Source organism: Brakhagea baltica (assembly GCF_052161605.1).
Classification (GTDB): domain Bacteria; phylum Planctomycetota; class Planctomycetia; order Pirellulales; family Pirellulaceae; genus JBKCUI01.
The window spans coordinates 230,017-254,547 of sequence record NZ_CP197409.1 but is presented as its reverse complement, the minus strand read 5'-3'; the positions used below and the strand labels follow the sequence as shown (position 1 = coordinate 254,547).

Here is a 24,531-nt window from a genome sequence, read left to right as displayed (position 1 = left end):
CCTATTGAAGCGGCACCTGTGCGTAACTGTTCCCTCCACCAGCAACGATAACGACAAAACCGCGACCGGAAGGTAGAGGGGCAGACAGATTAACTTCGGCAGATTCTGAAGTCGCGGATAGAATTCTCTTGGCAACCTGGAGGTCCACGACGTAAAGAAACGTCGGAGTTGCTTGATCCTTGGTGTATCGTGCGATTAACTCCGGGATTTCATGCTTTGGTATCCCGTTGGACTCCATTGCGGCATAGGTCAGAACCTTGCCCATACGGTCCGTCATTTCTACGATGAGGCCCACTGGCGTCTCAAGACCCGACTCTTTCATGCGACGAACGATATCATCCCCATTGAAACGTAGGAGATGCCTTCGTAACTCCATTGAACTGTTACTTAACCCAGGATCCATTGTTTCCACGTCCCTTGAAGTCTCGTGTTAGGTGCACGACCGCATCACTAAAGGATAATGGTAGGACCTAGAAATTCAAAACCGTACTGGGGCGTCGGCAGTCGGGTTGATTCTAGGTCTCCAAGGCAGTCTTCATCCACGCTTTTGAATTTCAGTGGAAAAGCGGCTCAGGTGCCCATCAATGCCCGAAAAAACACTATTCCCCGCTGGCCTAGCAGGCTCACAAGTCCTCTGGTAAGGGCTCAAGAGCGAACCGCCAGTGGTACACAACCTTGACGTCTAAGTCCTCAGAACCGGTTATGACGTACCAACAAAAAATGTGACATCCGGAATTCAAAATTGCTTGCCTCGATGGCTCACTACCTAAGATCGTCTTTTGAGAGGCATCCTTCTTCGAAGATGCCACTCAAAAGACTTGCCCTCAAACGTGGTCGAAAGAGACGGCACATCAACGCTTTTGCGTTGTTCTGCCGTCTCTTTCTCTTACAGCAAAAATGCCATGATCCCGATGCATTCCTAACGATCTTGTCACACTCGGGGCTTTGCCCCGAACCCCAGGATTTTTTTGGGCATGGCTCAGAATCAAAGTCCTATTTTTTGGGGGGCATTGGCGGCAACTCGTGACCCCTTATCCAACAAGTTGAACTTTTTCTCCAGCCAGTTTTTGCGCAGAAACCCAACGAGTGCCACTTCTTAAGTGAACGCTATTCCCTGCCGGTCTTGCTAGTGACTCTAACGACTCGAGACCAGTAAGGATTGCCCCATCCAAAACAGCAACGCACCTCCACATTAGAAAGGAACCCGCATTCATGATCTCAACCATTTACCAGATCGCCACAGTCAATGAGATGCGAAAACAGCAGCTTATTGTCTCAGCGTACAGCAACGATATGCACCTTCCCACAATCGGCCATAAGAATACCGTTAAGGAGGGCTTTCCAACGATTCATGCCAGCGAGGAAGGTGTTGATGTCTGGTTTGAAATTACGGAGAAACCACCCACTGCACAGTACCGCCGCGTCTATACGATTTGCGACTACGACTACTTGCAGAACATTCTTGCAAAGGCAGAACTAAAGTGGCCCTCAAAACGGGATGACCACAAAACCTGCCCCAACTGTTGGGGAACCTATCCCGCGATCGCGATTCGACACTGTATGGATGGCCCCAATACCACAACGGGTATTCTTTATAGAACGAGAGGTTGCGGCAGTGCCGAGTCGGTCCTCCCTGAACTCGAGGAAAGGCTGGCGTTCCTCAGAAGTCATCTGGTCGATGCCTTTATCGCTTGGCTCCCGCAGTAGGATGACGAAGGGGATGATAACTCTTAACGGAATGAAGGGTGCGGCCAAAATAAATCGTAACCTTTGACGGATGGCCGCGCTCCGGAACCATAAGAAAAAAAGGTTGCAGCAGGAGAGGGGAGTCCCAAGCACCTGCTGCACGAAGTCTTTACTTCGACCCTTTCGACCTAGCTATTCCTGGGCAGTTGCGTCCCCGCAGAGCTGCTTACGCTTCACTAGGCACTCTACTTTTTCCACAACGGTAAACATTATGCAAATCGAACCTTTCTCCTTCCCATCAGGGCTCAATTCTGACGCTCCGGACCTAGGTCAATTCGATATCCCCATTTGCAAAAATATCCAGCTACCCGAGCTCTCCAGATATCAAACAGGACGCGAGCTTTTGAGACTTTCTAAGCTCAATCTGGATGATCTTCCGATTCATCGGCCTGTTACCATCGCGGTTCTTTCGCTTTTACTGGAGCGATATGAATTGTGGCGGTCCTCAAAGAATGTAAAAGCCGATTTTCTAGGAATCGTTTTCAGCTACTTACGTCATCCACAGCACCGACTTTCGATTCGAGGTTACATCTTCCGAATCGAAGGGTTAGACGGTTGGCGTGCAGGATTCGACGCACTCGTAGAAGCTTCTTGGATGCACTTTCGCTTGAATTCTGAACGTAAAAGTTAGTTTCTGTTCCATGCAGTTTTGATCAGTTTTTATCTTAGGATACTGCCGAGTTGCACAAAAAAAATGTTGGCTTAGCGATTTCGAGGCTCGCAGAATCAGCGGTGAGAGATCAACGGTGGATGAACGGTTGCTGTCCTTTTTTAACCAAGAAAGAGAGGTGCCTCATGGCACAAAATGAAAAACCCGTTCATGAAGTGAGACTCGGTAAAGTCAAGGCTGCCATTTGGCGGAACGAGAATGACTCTGGAACTCGTTACGGGGTAACCTTCAGCCGAATCTATAAGACTGATGATGGCTGGGAATCCAGTTCCTCGTTTGGTCGTGACGAGCTTCCGTTGCTCGGGAAAGTTGCAGATATGGCCCACACCTGGATCTATCAGCAGAGCGATCGAGGTGAGTCGGAGCCAGACCGCAATCCCCGTGCGAAAAACGGATCGGAAAGTCGGCAGAGAAACGGATCGCGATAGTTCGCTGATTCCGAATGGTATTTGCCCGAAGGTGCGAGAGGCTCTCTCTTCCATTTCAAAAGGTTTCATCCATCGTTGAACCTCTCGCCCTTATTTCGGTGTGGGTAGATGATTCAGCTACGGAATCCATGAGCCGATGAAACTTTCTCCGGTTCCTGGAGGTCCGTGGCGTGCATGTACGGTTTTATGCATTCCGTCTGCGGCCCCTTCAAGTTTACCACAGCAGCAAGGTCCCCGAGTCGCTAAGAGCGACTCTCCTCGCGGCTTTGCTCGGTAGCAAAGACTCCACCTTGCCTTTGCTGTGGCTTCTTCGTTTCTGAGCCGCCGACGGGCTCCCTGTGAACACTCTTTATCGACAACGTCGGGTCGATACCACTTGGAGGAAAGATGGATAGGGAAGAAGCACTGCGTGTCAGCGATGACGCGCTACAATCTCTGGCTGAAGCACTTAGGCAGGGGAAGAGCGAACAATTGACGAAGTACCTCGATACCATGGTGAGGTTTCATCAGTATTCGTTCTGCAACTGTATGCTGATTTACTCTCAAAAGCCCGATGCAACTCACGTTGCGGGTTTTGGGAAATGGAAGGAGCTAAATCGCTTCGTTCGAAAGGGGGAAAAGGGTATCGCTATCCTTGCCCCTCTCGTTCGAAAGAAGAAGGATGAACTCGGAGAAAGAACACCGGAATCTTCGGGGGCAGCTTCCGATGAAAAGGTGCTTTTTGGGTTCAGAGTTGTGTACGTTTTTGACGTTTCACAAACAGAAGGGGAGGAGATCCCCAGTTTTGCTAGCCTCGGAGGTGATCCTGGGGACCACGTAGATACCCTCTTAGGTATTTACCAGGAGAAGGGGATTCGATTGGAGTTTGCTGAGCAACTCCCTCGCGATGCCAATGGCATGTCGCAAGGGGGGGCTGTTACGATTAAGCAGTCACTGCCACCACCTCAGAAATTCTCAACGATGGTGCACGAGCTTGCTCATGAGCTGCTCCACTGGAACGATGAGCGTGACAATGTCACGAAATCAGTTCGAGAAACGGAGGCTGAAGCGGTTGCCTATGTCGTATGTCGAGGAATTGGTTTGGAGTGCTCAACACGGGCCTCAGACTATATCCAGCTCTGGAGTGGAGATGAAAAGCTTTTGCTGCAATCCCTTGATCGGATTCGCTTGATTGCTTCTGGCATCTTGCAGCAGTTGTCCAACAACAATCGCGTAGCACCAGAGGTCTCTCAGGTAGCCTGAGTCGTGGTTAAAGAAGGATCTCATTGGTCTGGATCCGCTACAAGCTGGCGGGTCCAGACGTTAGGTCACATCGGTTCTATTATCTTGTTAACCTCACGAAAGGAGTACCATATCGTGATAGAAGGGCTTTCAAATTCGGAAGAGTCGCACGCATGCGATACTCTGACGGGCAAACGTCTCGTTCAGCTCATGAGAAAGCATCGGTGGACGATTGAGCGTTTGGCTCATCGTCTAGGAACGACTCAAAAGCGAGTTCGAAAGGCTCGCGAGAAGGGTCTGACCAACCAGCATGCGATCAGGGATTGGCTTGAAGTGCTTACCGGCACAGATCCCGGGCCGCTTCCTCGTCGATTCGAGATCGGTCACCATACTGAAGAAGGGGAGTGCTGTTTCTGCGGCTGTCCGCTGTACCTGGGCGATACCGGTTTTGAATACGTGGGAGAGATGTTTTGTTCTGTATCCTGTGCTCGACAGAGTAGAGGATGGAGTTAGGGACTTCTTTCCCTGTGACGGCCCAATCCAAGCGATTGGCATCAATATAGAGGTTTCGTTTGCACGCCATGGAAACCTCTATCCATCATATTGAGCTCTCTCTCCCTCAGTCTTAGTTAGCGTATCACGTCAACAAGGTCCGAAACCCTCCTTCCGTCGGCTTTCTTGCGGCTTTGCTCGCTCACTCGCAAAGGCTCCACCTTGCCTTGCCGTGATTTTAGAAGGTCCAAGACTTCGGCATCGAGGTCTGTATCACAGGAGGACTATGACAAAACCAACAAAACACACACCCAATTTGCCAATTGACCTTCAGCTTGTTCGTGAGGTGCTTGTACAGTACAAGACGCTGTCCCATTCAAGACTCAAGGTTAGAATGCCAGAGGACATTGCAGAATTCTTCCGGAGCGTTGTCCCGGACAATAGCCGAGAACATATGGTTGGGTTGTTCCTAGACGGCAATCACAGTTTGATTGCGTATTCGCTGATCTCTACCGGTACCGCAAACATGACCGTAGCTGTTCCGCGAGAGATTCTGCAACGAGCCCTTCTGGTAGGAGCTGTTTCGTTGGTGCTGGCACACAATCACCCTTCCGAGTCCCTAATCGCAAGCAAAGAAGACGTATCGCTCACGAGTAAGGTCTTTCAGTCCGCTCGACTCATGGGGATCCTGCTCTTGGACCATGTGATTGTTACGAATCGTGATTTTGTATCGTTGAGATCCGAGCGCGAGGAAGTCTTTAAAGGGGACTGAGCCCGTACTACTAGCCTCTACTAGCACGGAGTAGGATCCAACGCAGCTCTGCGATGTAAATCGTGAATTATACCCAGTGTAAGATCGCCAATAGCAGGCTCCATCGGTATCAAGCCAGTAGATGCCTTTAGGCTCGCTGTGACTGTTGGCGATCCGATCAATTGAATCATTCTTGTGTGGGCAACAAGTCCGTAACATAGTGAATGCCCGCCTCTCCCTTAGATGCGGCCCAATCCTCTGCTTCTTCCATCGTAGCGAAAAAAGAATGACTACCATCGGGCAAAACGCAAATCAACGGCTTGCCGTGTGGCCCACAAACTCCACTGTTTACCAACCCATTAAGCTGTCTTTCGGCTAGAATCATATCGTCGTAAAGGATGCGTGAGACTTCGGGAAATTCGACTCCATCGATAACCGCAGCAGGAAGAACGAATTCCGTAAAGTCATTCTTGGAACTTAGCATCTGAGTGACTCCCTTCGAATTATCGTGCTCCTGCCTTTCAAGGTCAGAACGCCACCCACCACCATGTAAGTTCTCAGGTGGGGAAGGCAATTCAGAAGGTGGAGGGCAAGGGCTGTTTTCCTTAACTTCTTTTTCATTCATATACACGACCTTTGCTCTAAAGTCAAAGCAAACCTCGGCTGAGTCACGTTTCAAGTGACTCTAAGCGACTACAGAGATTACGTCGAACATAGTTCACGGGTTGACCTTGCCTAGGTGAATAAAAACAATAAAACCATGCTTGCGTTTACCAAATGCTCGCTGCCAGGTTAGGCATCAGTTTTCGGCATAAGGATGGACAAGCAATCCTCCCGACCTTCCTGCAGAAGCCCCCCCGCCCCTCGAAGCCGTATAAGTATCAATCACTTATGAAAATTATAGCACAAGGTCAACTCAAGTCTAGGCGGAGTCAAGCCGTCTTTCGTTCCGCTGAAAATGAACTACATTCCACGCATGTTTATCCCTTTCAACCAATTGTCTGGATCTCGCTCGTATTAGGAACGCCCCGCGCTTGCCCTGAATCTGCCCCGCGTGTGCCCGCAGTTCTAGACTCCGGTTGTACTTTAGATTGTTTAGCTAATTTCTGGCATTTCAAGAGATGGTTTCATATCGCCCCGAAAACCTTAAAGCAGGTTCGGGAACAGGCGATCTTTGTTCATGGTCAACCCGTCTTTTTCTTCGGTTTAGTCTCTTTGTGGATTCATAAGTCCCAGGATTCACCGCACAGTAGCGCTCACAGACTTTTATTGCCGCTTGGAATTGCTATTGGAGATGTTGTTGTTCCCAGTCGCCAGACGCCGAACTTAGGTTTGCGAGCTTGGCTTATCCGCAGATATGGTAGAAGTATCCCGACGTTCGATCCAAGCGTAAATGTCCCTCAAGATTTTGAAATTGACGAATTTGCTTTGCAAAATTATCGAAAGGAACGCAGTGTGCCTGCTCGCATCTATCCACGTCTACCTCTCATCGGGTTATCCGCACTTGCGAACTCTGGGTTGACGTTAGAGTTCAAGCCTAGTGCTTTCACCCTTTTCACTGACTCCGAACGCGTAAATCCTAGTGCATCATAAAGGACGTTATGATTCACTATAAGGGCTATGAAACGACTCCCAAGCACTGATTCCAAACAGCTTCTCGTAGCGGCAGCCACCCGGATTGGGCTCAATGCCGTGGCACCTTCCCTCATTAGAAAATCAGGGCAGAGAGCAACCAAACGATTCTACGAGTTCTTTACGGCAAACATCCGGAATCGAAACACTCGAGAGGCTTACCACCGTGCGATTGTCGATTTCTTTGCATGGTCTGAGGCTCGAGGGCTGCAATTAGACGACTTGGAACCAATTGTTGTTGCCGCTTATGTTGAGTACCTCGGGACCATCTACACCAAACCAACCGTCAAGCAGCACCTAGCCGCCATTCGAATGTGCCTGGACTGGCTCGTTGTTGGCCAAGTCCTTCCCATGAACCCGTCTTCTTCGGTTCGCGGTCCTAAGCATGTCGTAAAAAAAGGCAAAACGCCCGTGCTGACTGCTGAGGAAGCCCGTGTGCTTCTTGATAGTATCGATGTATCCACAGCAGTTGGACTTAGAGACCGAGCCATCATTGCGGTGATGCTATTCACCTTTGCCCGAGTGAGTGCCGTGGTCAACATGAACGTCGACGACTACTACCAGATCGGGAAACGAACATGGATTCGACTCCACGAAAAAGGTGGCAAGCACCACGAAGTACCAACCCATCATACTGCCGAGGAGTACCTGGATGCCTATCTAGCCTATACCGGACATGGTGCAACCAAAGGAGCTTCCCTCTTCCTGACGGCTAAGGGCAAAACCGGACAGCTCACAGACCGCCGAATGAGTAGAACCGATGCCTTCCGCATGGTAAAGCGTCGTGCTGCAGTAGCTGGTCTATCGGAGAAGATCTGTTGCCATACATTCCGCGCGACGGGAATCACAGCCTATTTGGAAAACGGCGGGACCGTTGAAAACGCGCAAGCGATTGCGGCGCATGAGAGTCCTCGTACTACAAAGCTCTACGACCGAACCAGCGATGAGATTACGTTGGATGAAATTGAACGCATCCGAATATAACGTCGCGAGCAAGATCGAGTGTTTTAAAGATTCTATTCGCAAATAGATGTAGGTTACCATTGACCATATCGAACGGGATCGCATGGATGATCTGGGTGCACAACGATTCCGTCGGACAATCAATAGGTTTCCATTTACGTGACATTGTCACGCAATACCCGCTTCGCTTAAATCTTGGACGGAGAGCAAGTTATGGGTCGACCGAAAGCCGCAATCGCCAATCTACCTCGGTCGCAGTGGTGATTGAATTTCGTCCCTCGACGATTCCAGTGCAGCAGGGATTTCATAGGCTGCATTTGACCTAGCCTGGTCAATCAATTCGGATATGACTAGTTGTCGATTTTCTGTATGGCGGATGAATTCCAAGACGGAAAGTCTAGTCTGAGCATGACTATGGTCCGCAGCGGTCGTAAGAAGCTCGTGAAATCTCTCCAGTGATTTCATTAGAGAATTCAATCGCTCTACCGCTGATGTTCTTCCAGCGAGGACAGTTGCATTGTTAAACGCCTGGCAAGTAACTTCCCAAAGTTCCATCCCGCTGTTATGTGGTGGCAATCGATCCATCAATTCATCGGTAAGTTCAACAAGATCGGAGAGAAGCAACCCAGGAAATCCTGCTTCTGCTAGATCGGTCAGATTCTCTGTATTCATTTCTCGAGCTACGATCATGAGTTCTTCCTTGCAGCTAGCTTAAGTCTAAAGTCACACATCGCGTCTGTTGCAGCCAGTTGCGAAAACTCGGCAGCACAGCGCGCGTTTAAAGCCGATAAAGCATCACATAGCGTCCTGAGTTCGTCAATCAGGCGTTCGTAGATCCCCTTAAATTGCTCCTCGTATTTCATCGCTATTGTTTTTGGAATGTTTTTCTTCTTCGCCTCCCGCTCGTATTTACCTATGAGCAAAAATAGTTCCTTTCGAATTGCATCCAGCCCCTGTAAGGACTGTTTAAGGGCGACGTGTTTCTCACTAACGCTTTCTTGGTACTGTTCACAAGCCTGGAGGAACCATTGCTCTTCGCAAGCCGCTTCGATCGATGAACAAAATTCAGTCAATCGGGTTAGCTTGGAGCTCCTATACCTAGTCGCGTGCTCTTCCTCGGTAAAACCTGCACCTAATGCGCGAGCCTCTGTCCGAATCTTCGCAATCATCTGATGGGCAACGACCTGGAATCCGTACCGACTCCCTACGCGAACTCCTTCGTTAAAAAAATCGGCTTCTGCACCTAGATTTTGCTCAAGTTGCGGGAAGTTGAATTGTTGGTCTAATTTAACTGTTGTGGTGCTTGATACCTCCGTGTTCTGTAACAGCCCACCCTGACTCCCCTGCGAAGGCCTACCTTGGACTTTGCTAACTAGCAACGCAACGAGATTCGGAGAATAGAGCAGGATTGCCAGTACAACGAGTAAAAGGCTTGATCGCTTTTTGTTATCGAATTGGAACTCCAATGGACCCAACACAACAGTCTGGAGGGAAGCGGAATCTGATGGGTCAGTTATCAGTTTGCTTAATGCACTCGGCTGATCACTCGGCGAAAAGAGAACAGCACCAAATGCAAAGACGATAAGCAAAATACAGACATTTCTAACTGTCGGTACATGTTTTTTTATCCTCTGCACGGGGCGTCTCCGTTAATCTATTGGGCCCAAATGTTATCGTGTCGATTTTAGCGTTTAGTGTGTTGTGGACAATACCCCTAGGTAACCGTTCACGCCTCGGCAACAAATCGAGCTAAGCGATGATCCCCCTAAGGGGTCCATCTACGGAGTAAATCGGGGGTGATAACAACTAGCCGTTCACAAAGTCAGTCAACGAGCGATTAACCTCGTTGTCGGCGAAAGGTTCGCCTAGCAGCAAAAGTTGTTCCTGCAACTCCCTTGATTTGTGAGCTAAAATAGCCCCGTGAACGGATCCGCCCCTAGGCCCCCTTCGCGACTACTCAGCTGAACAACGGGCTAAATGAAAGATAGTGGTACGCTCGAAAAAGCAAACGCAATTACCGATCGTCAGAGCGAAAAGACTCCTTGGAAGGACAAGGATTTTGAGAAATGCCCTGACTGGTATGGTTTAAAGTGCTTGTTTGAGTTTTTGAGTTATGCTGCTTTTCAAATTGGGGGAACGGAAATGCTTGCATATCCGCAGGATTTGAGAGAACAAGTGACTGACGACTTGGTATTAGGAATAGGACAAACGAAGTTGCTGAGAATTGGAGTGTTTCCCTTAAATAAATACGACGACGTATCTAAGGCATTCAAATAGAGAAGACCCAATCCATCGCCGCCCACGGACGACAAAGCTCTATGACCGGACGAATGACGAAATCACGCTGGATGAGATTGAGCGGATTCGGATCTAGCCCGCATGCCTAACTCATTGCAAATTTAGGGGGTTGGCCTCGCTAGGCGTATAATTTAGCCACGAATCCTTACCCACTTACCACTAATAGTCGACCTATCTTTTTGCAGATCGTTGCGTATCCTCACGCCGAGAACACAGGGAGGTTATTAATGGAGTCCTTAGGCATCATCGCCATCATAGTAGTCTTGGTCGGCAGCATCATCTTCATCCACGAACTCGGACACTTTGTAGCGGCAAAACTCATCGGAGTGAAAGTCATCACATTCTCTCTCGGGTTCGGGAAGAGACTTTGGCAGCGAAAAATCGGGGAAACGACCTTTTGCTTATCAATGGTTCCCTTCGGTGGCTACGTGCTGCCTGCTAGTGGCCCCAATCCAACGGTGGGGCCGAATCACAAGTCCCCAAAGATCCTTCGAGCAATAGGACAATTCTCCGAAGAGGAGCTTGCTGAAATAGAGAAATCATCGACCGCCAGCCACGGGACCCTCGCGCATGCGTCTTTCTGGGGGAAGATGTTCTTTTACACGAACGGACTGATCTTCAATGTCCTTTCGGCGTACCTGGTGATATTTGCGTACTTTTATTGCGCTTTCGTTACCAAGTACACAGATCCGAACCTTATCGTTGAAAGCGTAAAGGCTGATTCGGCGGTTGGAGTTGCAGGCTTACTCCCTGGAGACAGGATCGTTGTCTGGGATGGTAAAGAATCTCCCGCTATTTCTGAAATAAAAAGCAGCCTAAAGGCGAACGTCAACGACGCGCCGATCCCGATCCTAGTGAACCGAGATGGAGAGCGTTTAGCCTTCACCATCGTACCCAAGAGGGTCGTAAGCCCGGGCTCTGGAAAATCGAAAAGGCACGTAGGGTTTCAGCTTGCTGGAACGAAAGGAAAACCTCCGATTGGCCTCGTGGCATCGGAATCTGCTGTATTTATAGGCACCACGTTTAAGGAGATCTCTCTCAACATGCTCTCTCTCACAGGCGTGTATAAAGCAAAAAATCAGGGAAAGAACTCGAATGAAGAAATCGAGTCATTCAATTTCGTTGGTGGCATGGTGCAGCTCGGAGTTGTGGCGTCCCAAGACCTACTGAACTTCCTGACCTACTTTGTGCTCCTATCCATATCAATCGTAATCCTCAATGCGCTTCCCATTCCTGCCTGCGACGGGTCTCAGATCCTTGTCCACCTGGTTGAGGGAATTCGGGGTAAGCCTGTTCCGTTCGTCGTTAAAGAGCGTTTATCCTGCTGCGGCCTGTACCTCATGCTTGCTCTTTTCGGATTCTCGATAGTGATGGATGCTTATGAGGTCGTCTCTCGGCTTATTTCGTAGTTCTTGATGAGGCGATTCACCTTATTTCGGATGACCTCCTATGGCACTACCTGCTGGAAGCTTTATCGATGATCACCAACGGTACGAAGTCGTTCGCTTGCTCGGGCAGGGAGGAATGGCAAGTGTCTATGAAGTGCGCGACCTTGCTTCCTCCGACCGAAAATCTATAGCGATTAAGATAGCATCGAGCACCTCAGCCGACCGAAGCTCGGCATGGTCCCGGCTGATATCCGAGTACGAAATAGCACGCACGTTCCAGAGTCCGCATATCGTAACGGTACTCGAACGCGGAGAGACAAAGAGCGGGGTTCCCTACTACACCATGGAGATCGTTCAAGGTGAGCCCCTAGCATCCTGGATCAAGGAACGGGATCTCCCCGCTACCCTACCTGTCGGAGACCTCGTGAAGCTCCTGCTCCAGATAGCCAAGGCTATTCAAGTCATCCATGACGCGGGGTATGTCTTTGTAGACCTCACCCCTGCCAACATCTTTGTAAGGGACGTAGAGGGTGATTTTGCCGTAACCCTTATTGATTTCGGACTCGCGTGTAAAAGCGTTCCCCTCGACACCGCAGTTGACCCCTCTGCCTCACAACACAAAAGCCTCGTTGGAACCATGACACACCTAAGCCCCGAGCAGGTACGGGGCGACCCCCTCACCAATCGAACCGACATTTACGCATTCGGAATAGTGGCCTACCAACTATGTACAGGCCAATTACCGTACCAGATGGATAATCCGATGGCTCTTATCGCCAACCAAGCGGTAGCAAAAACCCCCTCAATACGAGCAAAGAATCCTGCCATCCCCAAATCACTAGAGATCATCGTGCAAGTAGCAATGGAGAAGGCCCCCGCAGACCGATTTACAGACATGGCAGAGGTGATTCATTACCTAGGGAAAGTGACAGAAAAGGGGTTAATCGCCCGATTCGTGCAGGGCTTTAGGGGGGTAACGGGGCAGAAAGCGACGTAGGGCAGTTGCGGGAATACGGGTTAGATCTCTTGTTCGGTTTCGATTTTTAGTTGTTTGTTGAGGTAGTTATTGAATCGCTGCGACCTTAAGAGGAAGTGGATTATGCTCGGCGCAGTGATCAGATACGACATGAATGTAATTATTGGGATTCCCGGAATGAAGAACCGGAAGTAGACAAAAGAGAAGTAGCCGATTGCGAGTAAGACGAGTGGGGTTAGCAGTATGAAGCCTATGACTGAGGGAGTGGGTTTTCGAAGTGCTGCAGCGGCAAACAGAAAGATAGCTACCCCCACAAATATCAACTCATCCAAAAGATCCATGCGAGTTATAGTGTGATTGTGAATTAGATTCGCGATGAGATGCCCATGGATTTCTACCCCAAACATCCCGTTCTTGTCGGAAGGTACAAAAAATTCATCTCGATTAAGGATGCCTTTCATATACTGTTTGCTAAGGTAACCCATTAGGACTACTTTGCCACGGATTTTTTCCTGTAGTGCTTGGGTGTCACTGCTTATGAGATCTACAAAAGAAATATACGGAATCGTTTTGCTCGGACCGTAGAAGTTAATAAATGACGATGCAGCGGGTGGTTTTATTGAATATCCACCTAATTCGACTAGCGCATGACAAATCGGAGAGCGCAACCTTAGCATCTCCTTCAACTTAACAGGGCTTTCTCGTGTGATCGGGGTGTAAGATGGAAAGGAAATCTCTGAGCTTCTCCTATTGCCAGCCCCAAAAAGATATCCATGTGAGCCCTCGATAAACATATCGAGTTCCATTTTTGCAGCACGACGAAAATGCGAACCAGAAGGAAGAGGAATCGTTTCTGGTTTATTATCCTCTCGCCCTGTCCAGATTGTAGTCGGCATTCTCGCAAATGCTGTAACAATTCGATCGTCGGATTCGGCGTCGTACTCTCTATCATCGGGGAACTTTAAATCAGCGAAAAACACCCGAGGGTTGGCGTCTGCAATTACTTCACTGACGGACGCCAGGTATCGACGGGGGAGTGGATAAGTAGTCGGAGCATTCAGTTCTCCATAGCTCCGGTCGTCGATAGCAATAATGACCACATCCTCAGGCGGGGTAATTGTCCCTCGTAACGCAAAGTACAGACGTACTAGCTGAATATTTGTCATCGATCCAGCAGAGGTCAGGTAAAGAAGTGCAGCGAAAACAGTCATCAATAGCACTATAGAGACTTGCTTTGGTAGACTTCCGTAGCGTCTCAGTAGGGAATTTATTCTCCGTTTGCGGATCGTCGTAAACATACTTGAAGATACCCATTTTGGCTCACTCCAAAACATATCGGAAAATCAGGCAATTAGCGCAAGGGTATTTTGGAAAAGACTAAATCCGTAAAAAAGACCACTCTGTCGTAGTAGGCGACTTTTCGACAAAGACAAGGGCATGCGGCTTCCACGTAACAATAAGGAATATATCGATATTTATTAAAAATCAGATGTTTTCGGAAATTCAACCAGAAAAGCTCAAGTGTTTATGGGGCGAGTCGATAATTGCCTTAGAAATTTGCTAGAGAGAGTCCACTATGACTGATAAACGAACCAAGCATCAAGAGTGTGGCGCATCGCTGTTCGAGTACGTAATCCTAATGTCGCTTATTTGTATGGTTTGTATAATAGCGGTAAAGACATTGGGGCAACAGGTGGCTATGAAGTTCGAGGACGCCACCGACGAATTCGTTGCTGCTGCTGGTGGATACAACCCAGGATAAGTGGTTCACAGCTTACGTTGTAGTTATAGCTCCATCGGGACTGGAGGTCACAGCCCATGAATCAATTGATTAGCAGGCTCTCCTAATGACTAACAAACTAAAGTTCTGTCGATTTGGGTGAAGAATCTCCTGAGTTTAATTTGGCGTCCAATCGTCTTCTTATTCTACGCCAGGCTGCAAAAGCCCCACCGGCAGATACTAGGAGAGCCAATGTGCCAGGTTCAGGTACTGCAACTGTGTTCTCAGAAATAAAGGATCTCACTCCAGGTGCATTCAAATCAAGCGACATGCTCCTATTTCCAAAGACCTCCAAGTCACCAGCCACGATCAATCCCCAAAGTGCACCATCTGGAGTCCAAGCTCCACCCCCTGAATCCCCACCAGCAGGACGCATATCTGTCGGAAATGAATCAAAGTTTCTGTACCTTGCGTTGAGGTAGAACATAGGGTCTCCTCCTAATAGAGGCGCTGTCGATTGCACAATCGATGTTCCCGCTCGTATGAACCCATCCTGCCCAACATAGCCTCGAACTGTGTCCCCGGTAATCCCGTACCCAGAAAACCAAACTGTATCACCCACAAACGGTCTTGAATCCGCAAAAACGATGGGGTTAACGCCCGCGACTGGTGAATCAAATTGAATTACAGCCAGATCGATACCTGTCGCATAACTTCCGTTCCACGTCGGATGTACGATTATTCGAGACGCTTGATGCACCGAGCCCAGCGAAGGTTCATTAAAATTTGGGCTGGTGCCGACAAAATACAGCTGATCTGATCCCCACTCCGGGTTAAAGACTTGATGTGCGGCAGCAATTGCTGTGCGGTCGTTGATGAAGACGACCGAACTATGCATTACTCTCGTGCTCGAAACCATTTGCAGAAATCCGGTATTCCCCCCGCCGAATACACTAAATGCAACTCCGTTATCCCTAGCCTGCTGATCATCCCCCCCAGAGATAATTATCCCCCCCTCAGCCCGCTTCTCCATCCCGCTAGGCGCAATCCCACTGAGCCCTAGCCCAGCCCCGAGCAATGCAGAGCCTAGACCAAGTTTCCTTGACGTCTCGCCAAGGAACTCACCCCACGTTCTTGTGGGTAATGATGCGTTGAGCATGTCATCCGAAAGATGACTCGGAAGAGCGGGTGATTCGCCATGCGTTTTTGATGTTGATTGGCCAGAGGTTTCTTTAGCAGTGTTTTGTTGCATAGTGCTCACCAGGACGCAAAGACGTAAGGGGCGTTGGCTCCCTGCTTTTTCCTTGGGAGGCTAGCACCTTTTTTAGGACTAAGGAACCAGGATCGAACTAGCCGAAATAGTCGAATCCTGCTCACGCCACTAAACATGCGATATTTCTCAGTGTTTTTGCATGATTTTAGACAGACGTGACTTAAAGTCTACAGTCACAGTGACCTAAAATCTACATCCTTCCTGGATGACTCCAGAAGAAAGGATCCAAAAGGCATTTGGAGAGAAACTCCGAAGTGCCAGAGAAAAGAAAGGGATTTCCCAAGAAAAACTGGCACTTAGCGCTGGGCTGGACAGAACCTACGTCAATTCTGTTGAGAATGGGAAACGAAATATCTCCCTCTGTAACATCGTCCGCCTCGCTAAGGCTCTTGGAATAACACCCAAGGAATTCTTCTAAAGCCTAACGATCTTCCTGGGGCACAGGACTACGTAAGTCTCCCCTGCTTCAAGGTATCCCGCCCGTTACCTTCATAGGCCAGCAACTCCACATGCCTGCAACGTAAAAAGCCAGCCCATCGATATCTTAGACGGATTCACCTAGTACACCGTACTCCTTTCCGAGGTATCTGCACTCGAGTCTTCTCACGTAGCTATCCACTGGCCTCCTCGATTGTACAGCGGTCGCCTTGCCGTCAATGGGCGGCCCGCACCACTCCTGGCGGACCGTGTTGCCCATTGACCGCTGCGGCTTATGCCCGCTGTTGGGCTCGCTTTGCCCAGTGGGCAGCAACGTCTAACAGAGGAGATGATATGGGATTGGATATGTACGCATGTAGGACTCTTGAACAGATAACAAAGTCGGTTGATTTCTCAACTCAGCACGCTGAGCTTATTCAGCAATGGCGCAAGCATCCAAACTTGCACGGCTGGATGGAATCGCTCTATCGCAAGAAAGGTGGATCTGGAGTCGACTTTAACGGCAATACCGTTTTATTAACTCTTGAAGACCTGGAGCGTTTGGAAGCTGATGTGTTAAACGACGACTTGCCCTGTACCGATGGATTCTTTTTTGGGATCACCGATGGAACAGAAAAAGAGGAAGACCTCATGTTCATCGAAAACGCCCGTGCAGCGATCCAAGAGGGATACCAGGTGTTCTATGATTCTTGGTGGTAGGTAAGATTCGGTGTACAGGCTCCTTGCCTGTACACCAAGTTACCGATGTCCCTTTGGTACCTTCGAGGGGATGAGTCCTCAAGTAAAGTCAATCATCCCGCCGCAGCTGTGGGTATCACCTCGAACGACTTCGCCGTACTCCCCTACTCCTTGAGCTATCCTTTGGTTTGATTGTTCTCCCCGACCTTAAGGTATGCGTTAGTGCAAAATGCAGCACGTCATCAAACGTGACATTGTCCCGATTAGCAAGTCGCGTCAGGAGCGTATGTACCTCTGCTGAAACCGTGATCGACTTGGTAGCTTCTGAAGTCTTCCATCGCTGGCGTCTCTTTCTTACATTGGTTTGTAGTTTATTCCAGTCCCTTGCTGATAAGTGCGACTCGCACCACTCTTGGAGCAATGCAACGCGAACCGTGGCCTTGTGGCCTCCGCCAACGACGGACATGAACGCCCTTTCGGCATCAACCCAAGAATAGGACTCAAGCAACTCGAGTTTACGAAGTCGCAGTTGATTCGTCAGATATTCGGAAGCATGTAGATAATCTGCCGATGTGACAACAAATCGTGTTCGTGACATTTGCCCCCCCCTTCTACTGTAATCGTAGCGAGAGTCCCGCCTGTGACAATGTCACGCTTTCGAAATTGAGGTGCTTATTTTTCGTCAATTGGTGAATGGGACCAAACCTATCGGTATCGGTTCGTAAGAATCGGGAATTGTTTCGATCGTTATCGCGGCTTATTGAGTAGCGCCCGGGAATTAGTAAAAATCCTAATCGAAAAAACACTTGGTACCGTGGCTTGCAAGATTCCTTGGAGGAGAATGAGGCAGCTGCAATTACAGTTTGAAAAACCACAGCCCTCAGAGCAGTCGCTGGCTCAGCTGTCGCTTCCTGCCCGGAGCCAAGGGGACCCATTTGCGTCTGTAAAGCGAGTATCCCTCGTATATGAGGCCTCGCTCCAGGAGCGGCCCATTATCAACAACACCGAGGACGCCAAGCAGCTTTTCAGGAACTACTGGAAGCGTCACCCAGCCAACGACCAGGAGCAGTTCATCGTAGCGTGTCTCGACACAAAGCACCGAGTTCAGTGCGTGGTCAAAGTGACAGTTGGGACGCTCGATGCTTCCCTCGTTCATCCGCGTGAGGTCTTCAAACCCGCATTCATCGAGGGCTCGGCAGCTATTCTGCTATCGCACAACCACCCCTCAGGGAATCCCGAGCCCAGTCGCGAGGACATCCTTGTTACCGACCGGCTAACCGAGGCAGGTAAACTGTTAGGCATCAATGTGCTTGACCACATCATTCATGGGGATGGGACGGGGGAGGTGCGGTCGTTACGGGAGTCATAAAAATTCTCTCGAATTGAAGCTCCAGCCGATAGATGTTCGCACCGACCAGAGGCCAAGATGGCTAGTTCTCGCTGTTCACCAGCCAAACCAAGCAACGATTGTTTGGAATCTCGTGCCTAGTGCTGTTACACTAGTGGCGTCGTATTCGCTTTTACACTTCAAATTACGTCCACTTACGAAAAACGATGCACAAAGAAAAAGGCCAACTGTTCTGTTCTCCGTCCGACCTTGCTGGCCATGTTGCTTGCTCACACCTTACAAACCTTGACCTGCTTTCTCTGGAGTCCGGAGCAACCCCGGCGTTCGGCTTTAATCCCACACTCGATCTACTCATTGAGCTTGGTCATATCCACGAACAAAAATACCTTGAGAGTCAGAAGCAGGCCGGAAAAATAGTCGTCGAATTAAACGGTGCCCAGGATCATGTGGCTTTGAACTCTGCTATGACGGCAGGTGCAGACGTAATCTACCAAGCGTTTATGGGTAGCGCCCCCTGGCAGGGAAAGGCCGACTTCCTCATTAAAGTCGAGTCGCCTTCTAAATTCGGACCTTGGTCGTACGAAGTTGCTGACACGAAGCTGTCTTCGACGACAAAGGCCGCAACGGTGATGCAACTCTGTCTGTACAGCGAGTTACTCGCAGAGATCCAAGGCGTGGAGCCGATCAGGTTTCATGTAATCAAGCCCGGAAAGCCGTTTGACACCGAATCGTATCGAATACATGACTTCGGCGCATACTATCGAATGGCAAAGAAACGTTTCCTAGAGTTCATCGGCGAGCAAAAGGTCTCCGAAAGTTATCCCCAGCCATGCTCCCACTGCGAGGTTTGTAAATGGTCAAGTACATGCGAGTCGCAACTTAGAAATGATGATCATCTGGGATTCGTAGCAGGAATACGAAAATCACAGCTTATCGAACTGCACGAGATTGGTATCAAACGACTGCAGGATTTCGCTTCATCCCCTACTCCACACCCCGGAAGGCCAAAACGCGGTTCACTCGAATCTCTAACCAAGGTGCACCTTCAAGCAAAGGTACAGATGAAAGGTCGGTCCAACGGTCGGCCCGAGTTTGAATTCGAAACCTTCGAACCATCAAAAGGCTTCTGTCTACTCCCACAACCTAACCCAGGTGACATATTCTTTGATATCGAGGGTAATCCGAGAGCATTGAACAATGGTCTTGAGTATTTGCTCGGCTACGTAGAGATAAACTCCAGGAAACCAAGGTATGTTGCATTGTGGGCACTAGACAAAGCTCAGGAAAAAGCAAACTTTCAAGCCTTTATGCAGTATCTCGTTGACCGCATCGAGAAGTATCCAGAGATGTTTATTTACCACTATGCGCCCTATGAGCCATCCGCCCTGAAGCGTTTGGCACTGGAGCATGCAACGTATGAAGATGAATTGGACGACATCCTTCGTGCGGAACGATTTGTGGACTTGTACTCAATCGTTAAGCAATCGATTCGTGCTTCCGTCGAAAGCTATTCGATCAAGCAGATGGAACAGTTTTACGGATTCAAGCGAAAAGAATCCTTAGACCAAGCGCGTTACTCATTAAGCATCGTTGAACGCCTAATCGAGTTGGATATCGTCGAGCAGATTGGTAGCGACGCTAAAGAATCAGTTGAGCGGTACAACGAAGATGACTGTCAATCTACGTTGGCTCTTCGTGAGTGGCTTGAACTGATTAGGTTGCAATTTGAGGAGCAGAACCAAACAGTACCGCGTCGAGTCGTAAAGCAGCACGATGCTAATCCCCAGGCTCTTGATGTTGCAAATGAGACGAAACAGGTTTTTGAAAGCCTTATTCAGGGCATCGAAGACGGCCCGCAAGATGAGTTTGAGAGTTGCCGATGGCTTCTTGCGCACATGCTTGAGTACTTTAGACGAGAGCAAAAGGTAGCCTGGTGGGAATTTTTCCGCTTGCGAGACTTGAATCCAGACGACCTGTTTTATGAACGCGCAGCGATCGCTAGTCTGCAACATGTTTCGGAATTGCCCCTGATCGGTAAGTCGCGAATTCCATCCCATCGGTATTCCTTCCCTGAACAGGAAGTGGCGATGGACATCGGTGACGATGTTTATGATTCGGCAGGCAACAAAATCGGTAAGGTTGATGGCCTTGACCTAGAGGCTAAAACAATCGATATCAAGAAGACAAAAGCAACTTTGGAAGCCCGTCCATCCGATGTATTCTCCTTTAAAAGCATCAGCCCTGGTTGCATGCCACAGGCACTCTTAGAGCTTGGGAAGAAGTTAGTTAAGAGTACCCCAACGCAATCGGTTCCCCCATCGGCAACATTTGACCTACTGGCCAGACGATTACCAAGACTAAAGACGTTAAGTCTCCCACTAGACGGAGAGATATCTGAGATTGCAGCCAAGTTGGCGTTGGATCTCGACCATAGCTATCTTGCCATCCAGGGGCCTCCCGGAGCGGGCAAGACTCACGTCGGCAGCACCATGATTATTGCTCTCGCTCAGGCTGGTTATCGCGTCGGCGTAACCGCTGTGAGCCATAAAGTCATACTGAATCTTCTCAGCAAAGTAATCGAGATGAGCGAATCGCGGGTGAATGCGGCACACCAGATATCCGAACCCGGCAGTGACTTCCCAGAAACAGTTCAACTTGCAAAAAAAAAAGCCGATTCGATTGCTTACCTGGATAGTGGGTGTGTCGTTGGAGGAACAGCTTGGCTGTGGAGTGACCCTGCGATGAGCGAGCAGCTGGACTTCTTATTCATTGATGAGGCCGGTCAAATGTCGCTTGCAATGGCTCTTGCAGCCGGGCAATCAGCGAGGAACATTGTGTTGTTAGGTGATCCACAGCAACTAGAACAACCGCAGCAAGGTAGCCATCCGCATGGATCAGGCGTGGCAGCTCTAAGTCACGTACTAGGAGACAATTCCACCATCTCCGCTAATGCGGGTCTGTTTTTAGAAGACACGTGGCGTTTGCATCCGGAGATTTGTCGCTTTACATCAGAGCTCTACTACGACGGACGGTTGAGAAGCAAAGAGGGGCTCGATCAACAAAAGATACTAAGTGCCGGAGGAAAGGAAAGTTTTGGTTTACGATTTTTGCCGGTCATGCACACGGGTAACGAAAATCACTCACTAGAGGAAGTCGAAGAAGTTAGGAAGCTGGTCGATCAATATCTTTCCGGAGGCTTTTCTTGGGTTGATCGGGATGGAGTTAAAAAAGACATCACGTTGAGGGACATCCTGATCGTGGCTCCTTACAACTCACAAGTGAATGCGTTGCGACTTTCCCTACCGCAAGGGGCTCGAATTGGGACGGTCGATAAGTTCCAAGGTCAAGAAGCACCTATTGTGATTTACTCGATGACCAGTTCCTCGATCGAAGACGCCCCCCGTGGGGTAACCTTCCTTCTCAACAGAAACCGGATGAACGTAGCGACCAGTCGCGCCAAGTGTCTTGCTATAGTCGTTGGCAGTCCATTGCTACTCGCTCCATCTTGCTCGTCCCCCGAGCAGATGAAGATGGCGAATGGTTTGTGTCGCGTTGGTGAGTTCGGGATGAGAGCCTGAACGAGATAAATGAGGCTGGATCGCAACCTATTGAACAAATAGTCCGCAGCCGTTATCCCAAACTTTGCCCGTGCTATTGCGGTTCCCCCTATCCTAAATTTAGCAAGAGGCTAAAGCGTGACAATGTCACTCCTACAGCTGAATCGTCATCTCATTAGTCGTTCGGGAAGAGTATTTGATGGACGCAACTGGATTGCTCCCCAGAGTTCTTAAGTGACTCCAGTAGGGGGGGGCGAAGTCTTTATCAGTCGCGTGTATCACTGTCTGAGAGCCTGCTTAATTTCCAAAGTTAGATTGTTCCTGAACGTTCGTTATCTCAACTTTGGCTCGATCGGCGGTGCATCCTTCAGGTAACACGAACCCCCCGGTCGCTAAAACGAAATCTTCCCCTGGCTTAACGCCGGGTTCAAGATTTGAACATGCGAAAATGCTGTATTCGAATTTAGCGGGCAGAGTTCCTGTGTTGTCATTTATGAAGAAGTTTCCATCTAGTGCGCGAATGGGCTTCGTACCCGTGTTTTTCCAGGCGACCTTTACCACGCGTATTCGCTTACCAGTTGGACTTGTCTCAGTGACAATTTTCACGTCTTTAATCTCAGCAGAAACATCCGAGCTGCTTGTTCGAGTCGGAGTTCTGACGGGTGACGAGTCTGGTGGGATATCCCAGTTCCCAGATCCAATCACAACCCATTTATCCCCGTGCTTACACTCAAGTCGGTCATTGTAGAGTCGGAGCAAATCTTTTCTCAGTGGGTCTAGATTGAATAACTCGACGTATTCTGGTGTTTGGGTGCGAAACTCCATGTAAGAGAGGTGTTTCCCTGTTTCGCTGTCGACGTTCGACCACCTACGTTCATCGGTATAAAAAATGTACGTTCGATACGAGACATTGTTCCATCTCTGCCTTTTTCCTGGAAATGAATTTGATTCTTGGCTGTCACCGAGTTTCGAACTTTCTTGTATTGGTTGGGTGGCCTTCTCAGCATCTTTGGTTGCTTGTAGTTTTCTCGCGAGCAACTTGTCACTATCTACAAGCGTGCCAAACTTGATCGGAGTGATTTTACCGTCTTTTGATTGTACATATACATTAGCGGACTTCATTTCTACGAATCGTCCCATCGTCTTTTTCTGGTCTTTCTGAACCCATTCTCGAAATCCCGTTTCCTTGTCAAGCGGATCAACCACGAGCTTTTGCTGAGCTCGGTCAGCTTGAAGCCTCTTTGCTGTTTCCTCCTTTGGTAGTAACTGTATCGCCCACACCTTTGAATCCGCTCCACCGACGGTTCGATACTGTTTGGTGCCGACTACCTTTACGTAGTCAAGGATTACGACGCTATCGCCGTCTACAAGTTCATTAGTTGGGTAGCCTTCGAGCCAGATTACTTTCCCGGCGCGATTGATTAGAATTGTATTCTTGTCATCAGGAACACTAAGAACTTTGAACAGAATTGCACCGCCTCTGAGTTGTGTAAACTGCATTGGCCAAAGGCGACCTGACAAACCAGTATTCAGCCTGTCAATATCCAGCCTCTCTGGTTGGGATGGGACTGCCTCTGCAATGGGCAGGGGGACCAGTGTAATCTTCTTCGCCTCGTTGAATCTTCTTTCCTCCTCCATGATACCTTGAGCGTATTCATATAGCTTTACGTGATTCGGCTTTTGAGCGAATGCATTTTGCGGCAAGTAACTAAGCATAAAGGCTAACAAAACGAAGAACTTTCGGCGTGGTTGCTGGGTAAGCATGGGCAGATCCTAATCGTGTAGGAGTTTTATCGGGGAACAAAGCCGGATCGGGAGATTATTGTAAGGTGTCTCACAGCGTGTGCTCCCGTAAAACCGTCGACATTGTAGGTGAAAATGCCGCGCCTTGCGACGGACTGACACTTAAAATTTGACGGCAATATGACTATGTTTGCCACCCTTATGGTTCGATTGAGCTAGCCCACGATTTTTCCTATCAAAACCAGGTTTTTCGGAAATCAAAGATAAACGGACTCTGCTGTTCAGAATTATGATCCCATGAACGATTAGTGAGGTAGGCCGATGCGTGCAATTGAGCAGCAGGGTTAGTAACATACATCGCGGCTGATATCGTACTATCCTCTCGTTCAAAATGTTCCTATAGAGTATGGCGTGACAATGTCACGAATAAGTAGGATGCGTACGAGCTGGAGTTTGAAACGACTCATTCAGATGGAATCATGCTGAGATAGTTCAAGCCCCCCATTTATCTCGAGTGGCAATGCGACTCAAGCAGTATTTTGAAAGACAGAACGACTGAAAGGCTAGCAAAACCCCTTTGGGGGAATTGAGACAGCTACAATTCCAATTCGAAAGATCGGCATCAATGGAGCAGTCCTTGGCGCATTCGTCTTTCCCTTCGTTTGAGGTACCGGATCCTTTTGCCTCGGTTAAGGGAGTGTTCCTAGTGTAAGATGGTGCGATCCAAGAAAGACCAATCATCACGATTACGGATGATGCCAAGCATCTACTTAAAAACTACTGTAAGCACCATGCTGCCAACGACCAAGAACAGTTTGTCGTAGCGTGTCTCGATACCAAGCACCGAGTCCAATGCGTGGTCAAAGTGACAGTCGGGACACTGGATGCGTCCCTCGTTCATCCGCGGGAGGTCTTCAAACCTGCATTTATCGAAGGCTCCGCTGCCATTCTGCTATCACACAACCATCCGTCAGGGAACCCGGAGCCAAGTCGCGAGGATGTGCTCGTTACAGACCGACTAACCGAGGCCGGTAAACTGCTGGGTATCGCTGTGCTTGATCATATCATTCATGGGGACGGGACGGGCGAAGTTAGGTCGATTCGGGAGTGCTAGCCCAACACATATGCAATCTTCCCTCCCCCTCCTTTTCCACTGCTACAAAGTCATTGTGCTTGGCATCATTGCGGGCTTGCCAATCATAGCAAGCA

25 protein-coding genes are annotated in these 24,531 nt (G+C 49.1%); 17 read left to right on the top strand and 8 right to left on the bottom strand.

The features are described 5' to 3' along the window. Position 1: 1 nt before the first annotated feature. Positions 2-403: a hypothetical protein gene (locus tag SH449x_RS01050; protein ID WP_482379464.1), complete on the bottom strand. Its 402-nt coding sequence runs from the start codon at positions 401-403 to the stop codon at positions 2-4. Between the two features lie 809 nt (positions 404-1,212). Here SH449x_RS01050 and SH449x_RS01045 point away from each other — a divergent pair. The 6 genes from SH449x_RS01045 to SH449x_RS01020 all read left to right on the top strand — a co-directional run bounded on the left by SH449x_RS01045 (position 1,213) and on the right by SH449x_RS01020 (position 5,329). After that, a complete protein-coding gene (locus tag SH449x_RS01045) occupies positions 1,213-1,707 on the top strand; it encodes a hypothetical protein (protein ID WP_482379463.1) in 495 nt (164 codons plus the stop codon). Between the two features lie 250 nt (positions 1,708-1,957). Further along, positions 1,958-2,377, top strand: a complete 420-nt coding sequence (locus SH449x_RS01040; RefSeq protein WP_482379462.1) for a hypothetical protein — start codon at positions 1,958-1,960, stop codon at positions 2,375-2,377. 164 nt (positions 2,378-2,541) lie between these two features. After that, a complete protein-coding gene (locus tag SH449x_RS01035; RefSeq protein WP_482379461.1) occupies positions 2,542-2,844 on the top strand; it encodes a hypothetical protein in 303 nt (100 codons plus the stop codon). A 387-nt stretch (positions 2,845-3,231) separates the two neighbouring features. Beyond that, positions 3,232-4,086, top strand: coding sequence for an ArdC-like ssDNA-binding domain-containing protein (locus tag SH449x_RS01030; protein WP_482379460.1), 855 nt, complete (start codon positions 3,232-3,234; stop codon positions 4,084-4,086). Between the two features lie 114 nt (positions 4,087-4,200). Further along, on the top strand, positions 4,201-4,578 hold the full coding sequence (locus SH449x_RS01025) for a hypothetical protein (protein WP_482379459.1): 378 nt from the start codon (positions 4,201-4,203) through the stop codon (positions 4,576-4,578). 265 nt (positions 4,579-4,843) lie between these two features. After that, complete coding sequence (locus SH449x_RS01020) at positions 4,844-5,329, top strand: JAB domain-containing protein (RefSeq protein WP_482379458.1); 486 nt, start codon at positions 4,844-4,846, stop codon at positions 5,327-5,329. Between the two features lie 166 nt (positions 5,330-5,495). Here SH449x_RS01020 and SH449x_RS01015 read toward each other — a convergent pair whose 3' ends face one another. Further along, complete coding sequence (locus tag SH449x_RS01015; protein ID WP_482379457.1) at positions 5,496-5,792, bottom strand: hypothetical protein; 297 nt, start codon at positions 5,790-5,792, stop codon at positions 5,496-5,498. A gap of 407 nt (positions 5,793-6,199) precedes the next feature. Here SH449x_RS01015 and SH449x_RS01010 point away from each other — a divergent pair, with 407 nt between their 5' ends. Next, a complete protein-coding gene (locus tag SH449x_RS01010; protein ID WP_482379456.1) occupies positions 6,200-6,901 on the top strand; it encodes a hypothetical protein in 702 nt (233 codons plus the stop codon). Between the two features lie 27 nt (positions 6,902-6,928). Next, complete coding sequence (locus tag SH449x_RS01005; protein ID WP_482379455.1) at positions 6,929-7,924, top strand: tyrosine-type recombinase/integrase; 996 nt, start codon at positions 6,929-6,931, stop codon at positions 7,922-7,924. A 222-nt stretch (positions 7,925-8,146) separates the two neighbouring features. Here the strand turns inward: SH449x_RS01005 and SH449x_RS01000 are convergent, their stop codons facing one another. Both SH449x_RS01000 and SH449x_RS00995 read right to left on the bottom strand, forming a co-directional pair. Then, complete coding sequence (locus SH449x_RS01000; protein WP_482379454.1) at positions 8,147-8,593, bottom strand: hypothetical protein; 447 nt, start codon at positions 8,591-8,593, stop codon at positions 8,147-8,149. Then, positions 8,590-9,540, bottom strand: a complete 951-nt coding sequence (locus SH449x_RS00995; RefSeq protein ID WP_482379453.1) for a hypothetical protein — start codon at positions 9,538-9,540, stop codon at positions 8,590-8,592. The genes SH449x_RS01000 and SH449x_RS00995 overlap by 4 nt, the downstream gene beginning before the upstream one ends. 340 nt (positions 9,541-9,880) lie before the next feature. Between SH449x_RS00995 and SH449x_RS00990 the strand changes: the two genes are divergently transcribed. The 3 genes from SH449x_RS00990 (at position 9,881) to SH449x_RS00980 (ending at position 12,586) form a co-directional block, all read left to right on the top strand. Continuing rightward, complete coding sequence (locus tag SH449x_RS00990) at positions 9,881-10,180, top strand: hypothetical protein (RefSeq protein WP_482379452.1); 300 nt, start codon at positions 9,881-9,883, stop codon at positions 10,178-10,180. Positions 10,181-10,380: 200 nt separating this feature from the next. After that, a complete protein-coding gene (locus SH449x_RS00985) occupies positions 10,381-11,610 on the top strand; it encodes a M50 family metallopeptidase (RefSeq protein ID WP_482379451.1) in 1,230 nt (409 codons plus the stop codon). 40 nt (positions 11,611-11,650) lie between these two features. After that, complete coding sequence (locus SH449x_RS00980) at positions 11,651-12,586, top strand: serine/threonine-protein kinase (protein WP_482379450.1); 936 nt, start codon at positions 11,651-11,653, stop codon at positions 12,584-12,586. A 20-nt stretch (positions 12,587-12,606) separates the two neighbouring features. Here the strand turns inward: SH449x_RS00980 and SH449x_RS00975 are convergent, their stop codons facing one another. After that, on the bottom strand, positions 12,607-13,776 hold the full coding sequence (locus SH449x_RS00975) for a CHASE2 domain-containing protein (protein WP_482379449.1): 1,170 nt from the start codon (positions 13,774-13,776) through the stop codon (positions 12,607-12,609). Positions 13,777-14,141: 365 nt separating this feature from the next. Here SH449x_RS00975 and SH449x_RS00970 point away from each other — a divergent pair, with 365 nt between their 5' ends. Further along, positions 14,142-14,327, top strand: a complete 186-nt coding sequence (locus tag SH449x_RS00970) for a Flp family type IVb pilin (protein WP_482379448.1) — start codon at positions 14,142-14,144, stop codon at positions 14,325-14,327. 97 nt (positions 14,328-14,424) lie between these two features. Here SH449x_RS00970 and SH449x_RS00965 read toward each other — a convergent pair whose 3' ends face one another. Further along, on the bottom strand, positions 14,425-15,537 hold the full coding sequence (locus SH449x_RS00965) for a trypsin-like serine protease (protein WP_482379447.1): 1,113 nt from the start codon (positions 15,535-15,537) through the stop codon (positions 14,425-14,427). Positions 15,538-15,763: 226 nt separating this feature from the next. Here SH449x_RS00965 and SH449x_RS00960 point away from each other — a divergent pair, with 226 nt between their 5' ends. After that, positions 15,764-15,976, top strand: a complete 213-nt coding sequence (locus tag SH449x_RS00960) for a helix-turn-helix domain-containing protein (RefSeq protein WP_482379446.1) — start codon at positions 15,764-15,766, stop codon at positions 15,974-15,976. 353 nt (positions 15,977-16,329) lie between these two features. Then, the gene (locus tag SH449x_RS00955; RefSeq protein WP_482379445.1) at positions 16,330-16,695 is read left to right on the top strand and encodes a phosphoglycerate kinase; all 366 of its coding nucleotides are present in this window, start codon (positions 16,330-16,332) and stop codon (positions 16,693-16,695) included. A gap of 115 nt (positions 16,696-16,810) precedes the next feature. Here the strand turns inward: SH449x_RS00955 and SH449x_RS00950 are convergent, their stop codons facing one another. Next, the gene (locus SH449x_RS00950; protein WP_482379444.1) at positions 16,811-17,272 is read right to left on the bottom strand and encodes a hypothetical protein; all 462 of its coding nucleotides are present in this window, start codon (positions 17,270-17,272) and stop codon (positions 16,811-16,813) included. Positions 17,273-17,515: 243 nt separating this feature from the next. Between SH449x_RS00950 and SH449x_RS00945 the strand changes: the two genes are divergently transcribed. Together SH449x_RS00945 and SH449x_RS00940 are read left to right on the top strand one after the other, a co-directional pair. After that, a complete protein-coding gene (locus SH449x_RS00945; RefSeq protein WP_482379443.1) occupies positions 17,516-18,043 on the top strand; it encodes a JAB domain-containing protein in 528 nt (175 codons plus the stop codon). Positions 18,044-18,228: 185 nt separating this feature from the next. Beyond that, complete coding sequence (locus SH449x_RS00940) at positions 18,229-21,600, top strand: TM0106 family RecB-like putative nuclease (RefSeq protein ID WP_482379442.1); 3,372 nt, start codon at positions 18,229-18,231, stop codon at positions 21,598-21,600. Positions 21,601-21,876: 276 nt separating this feature from the next. Here the strand turns inward: SH449x_RS00940 and SH449x_RS00935 are convergent, their stop codons facing one another. Further along, positions 21,877-23,343 (bottom strand): hypothetical protein, encoded by a 1,467-nt coding sequence (locus tag SH449x_RS00935; protein WP_482379441.1) that lies wholly within the window; start codon positions 23,341-23,343, stop codon positions 21,877-21,879. Between the two features lie 700 nt (positions 23,344-24,043). On the opposite strand from SH449x_RS00935, the gene SH449x_RS00930 reads away from it, so the two are divergent. Beyond that, positions 24,044-24,436, top strand: coding sequence for a JAB domain-containing protein (locus SH449x_RS00930; RefSeq protein ID WP_482381866.1), 393 nt, complete (start codon positions 24,044-24,046; stop codon positions 24,434-24,436). Positions 24,437-24,531: the final 95 nt, after the last annotated feature.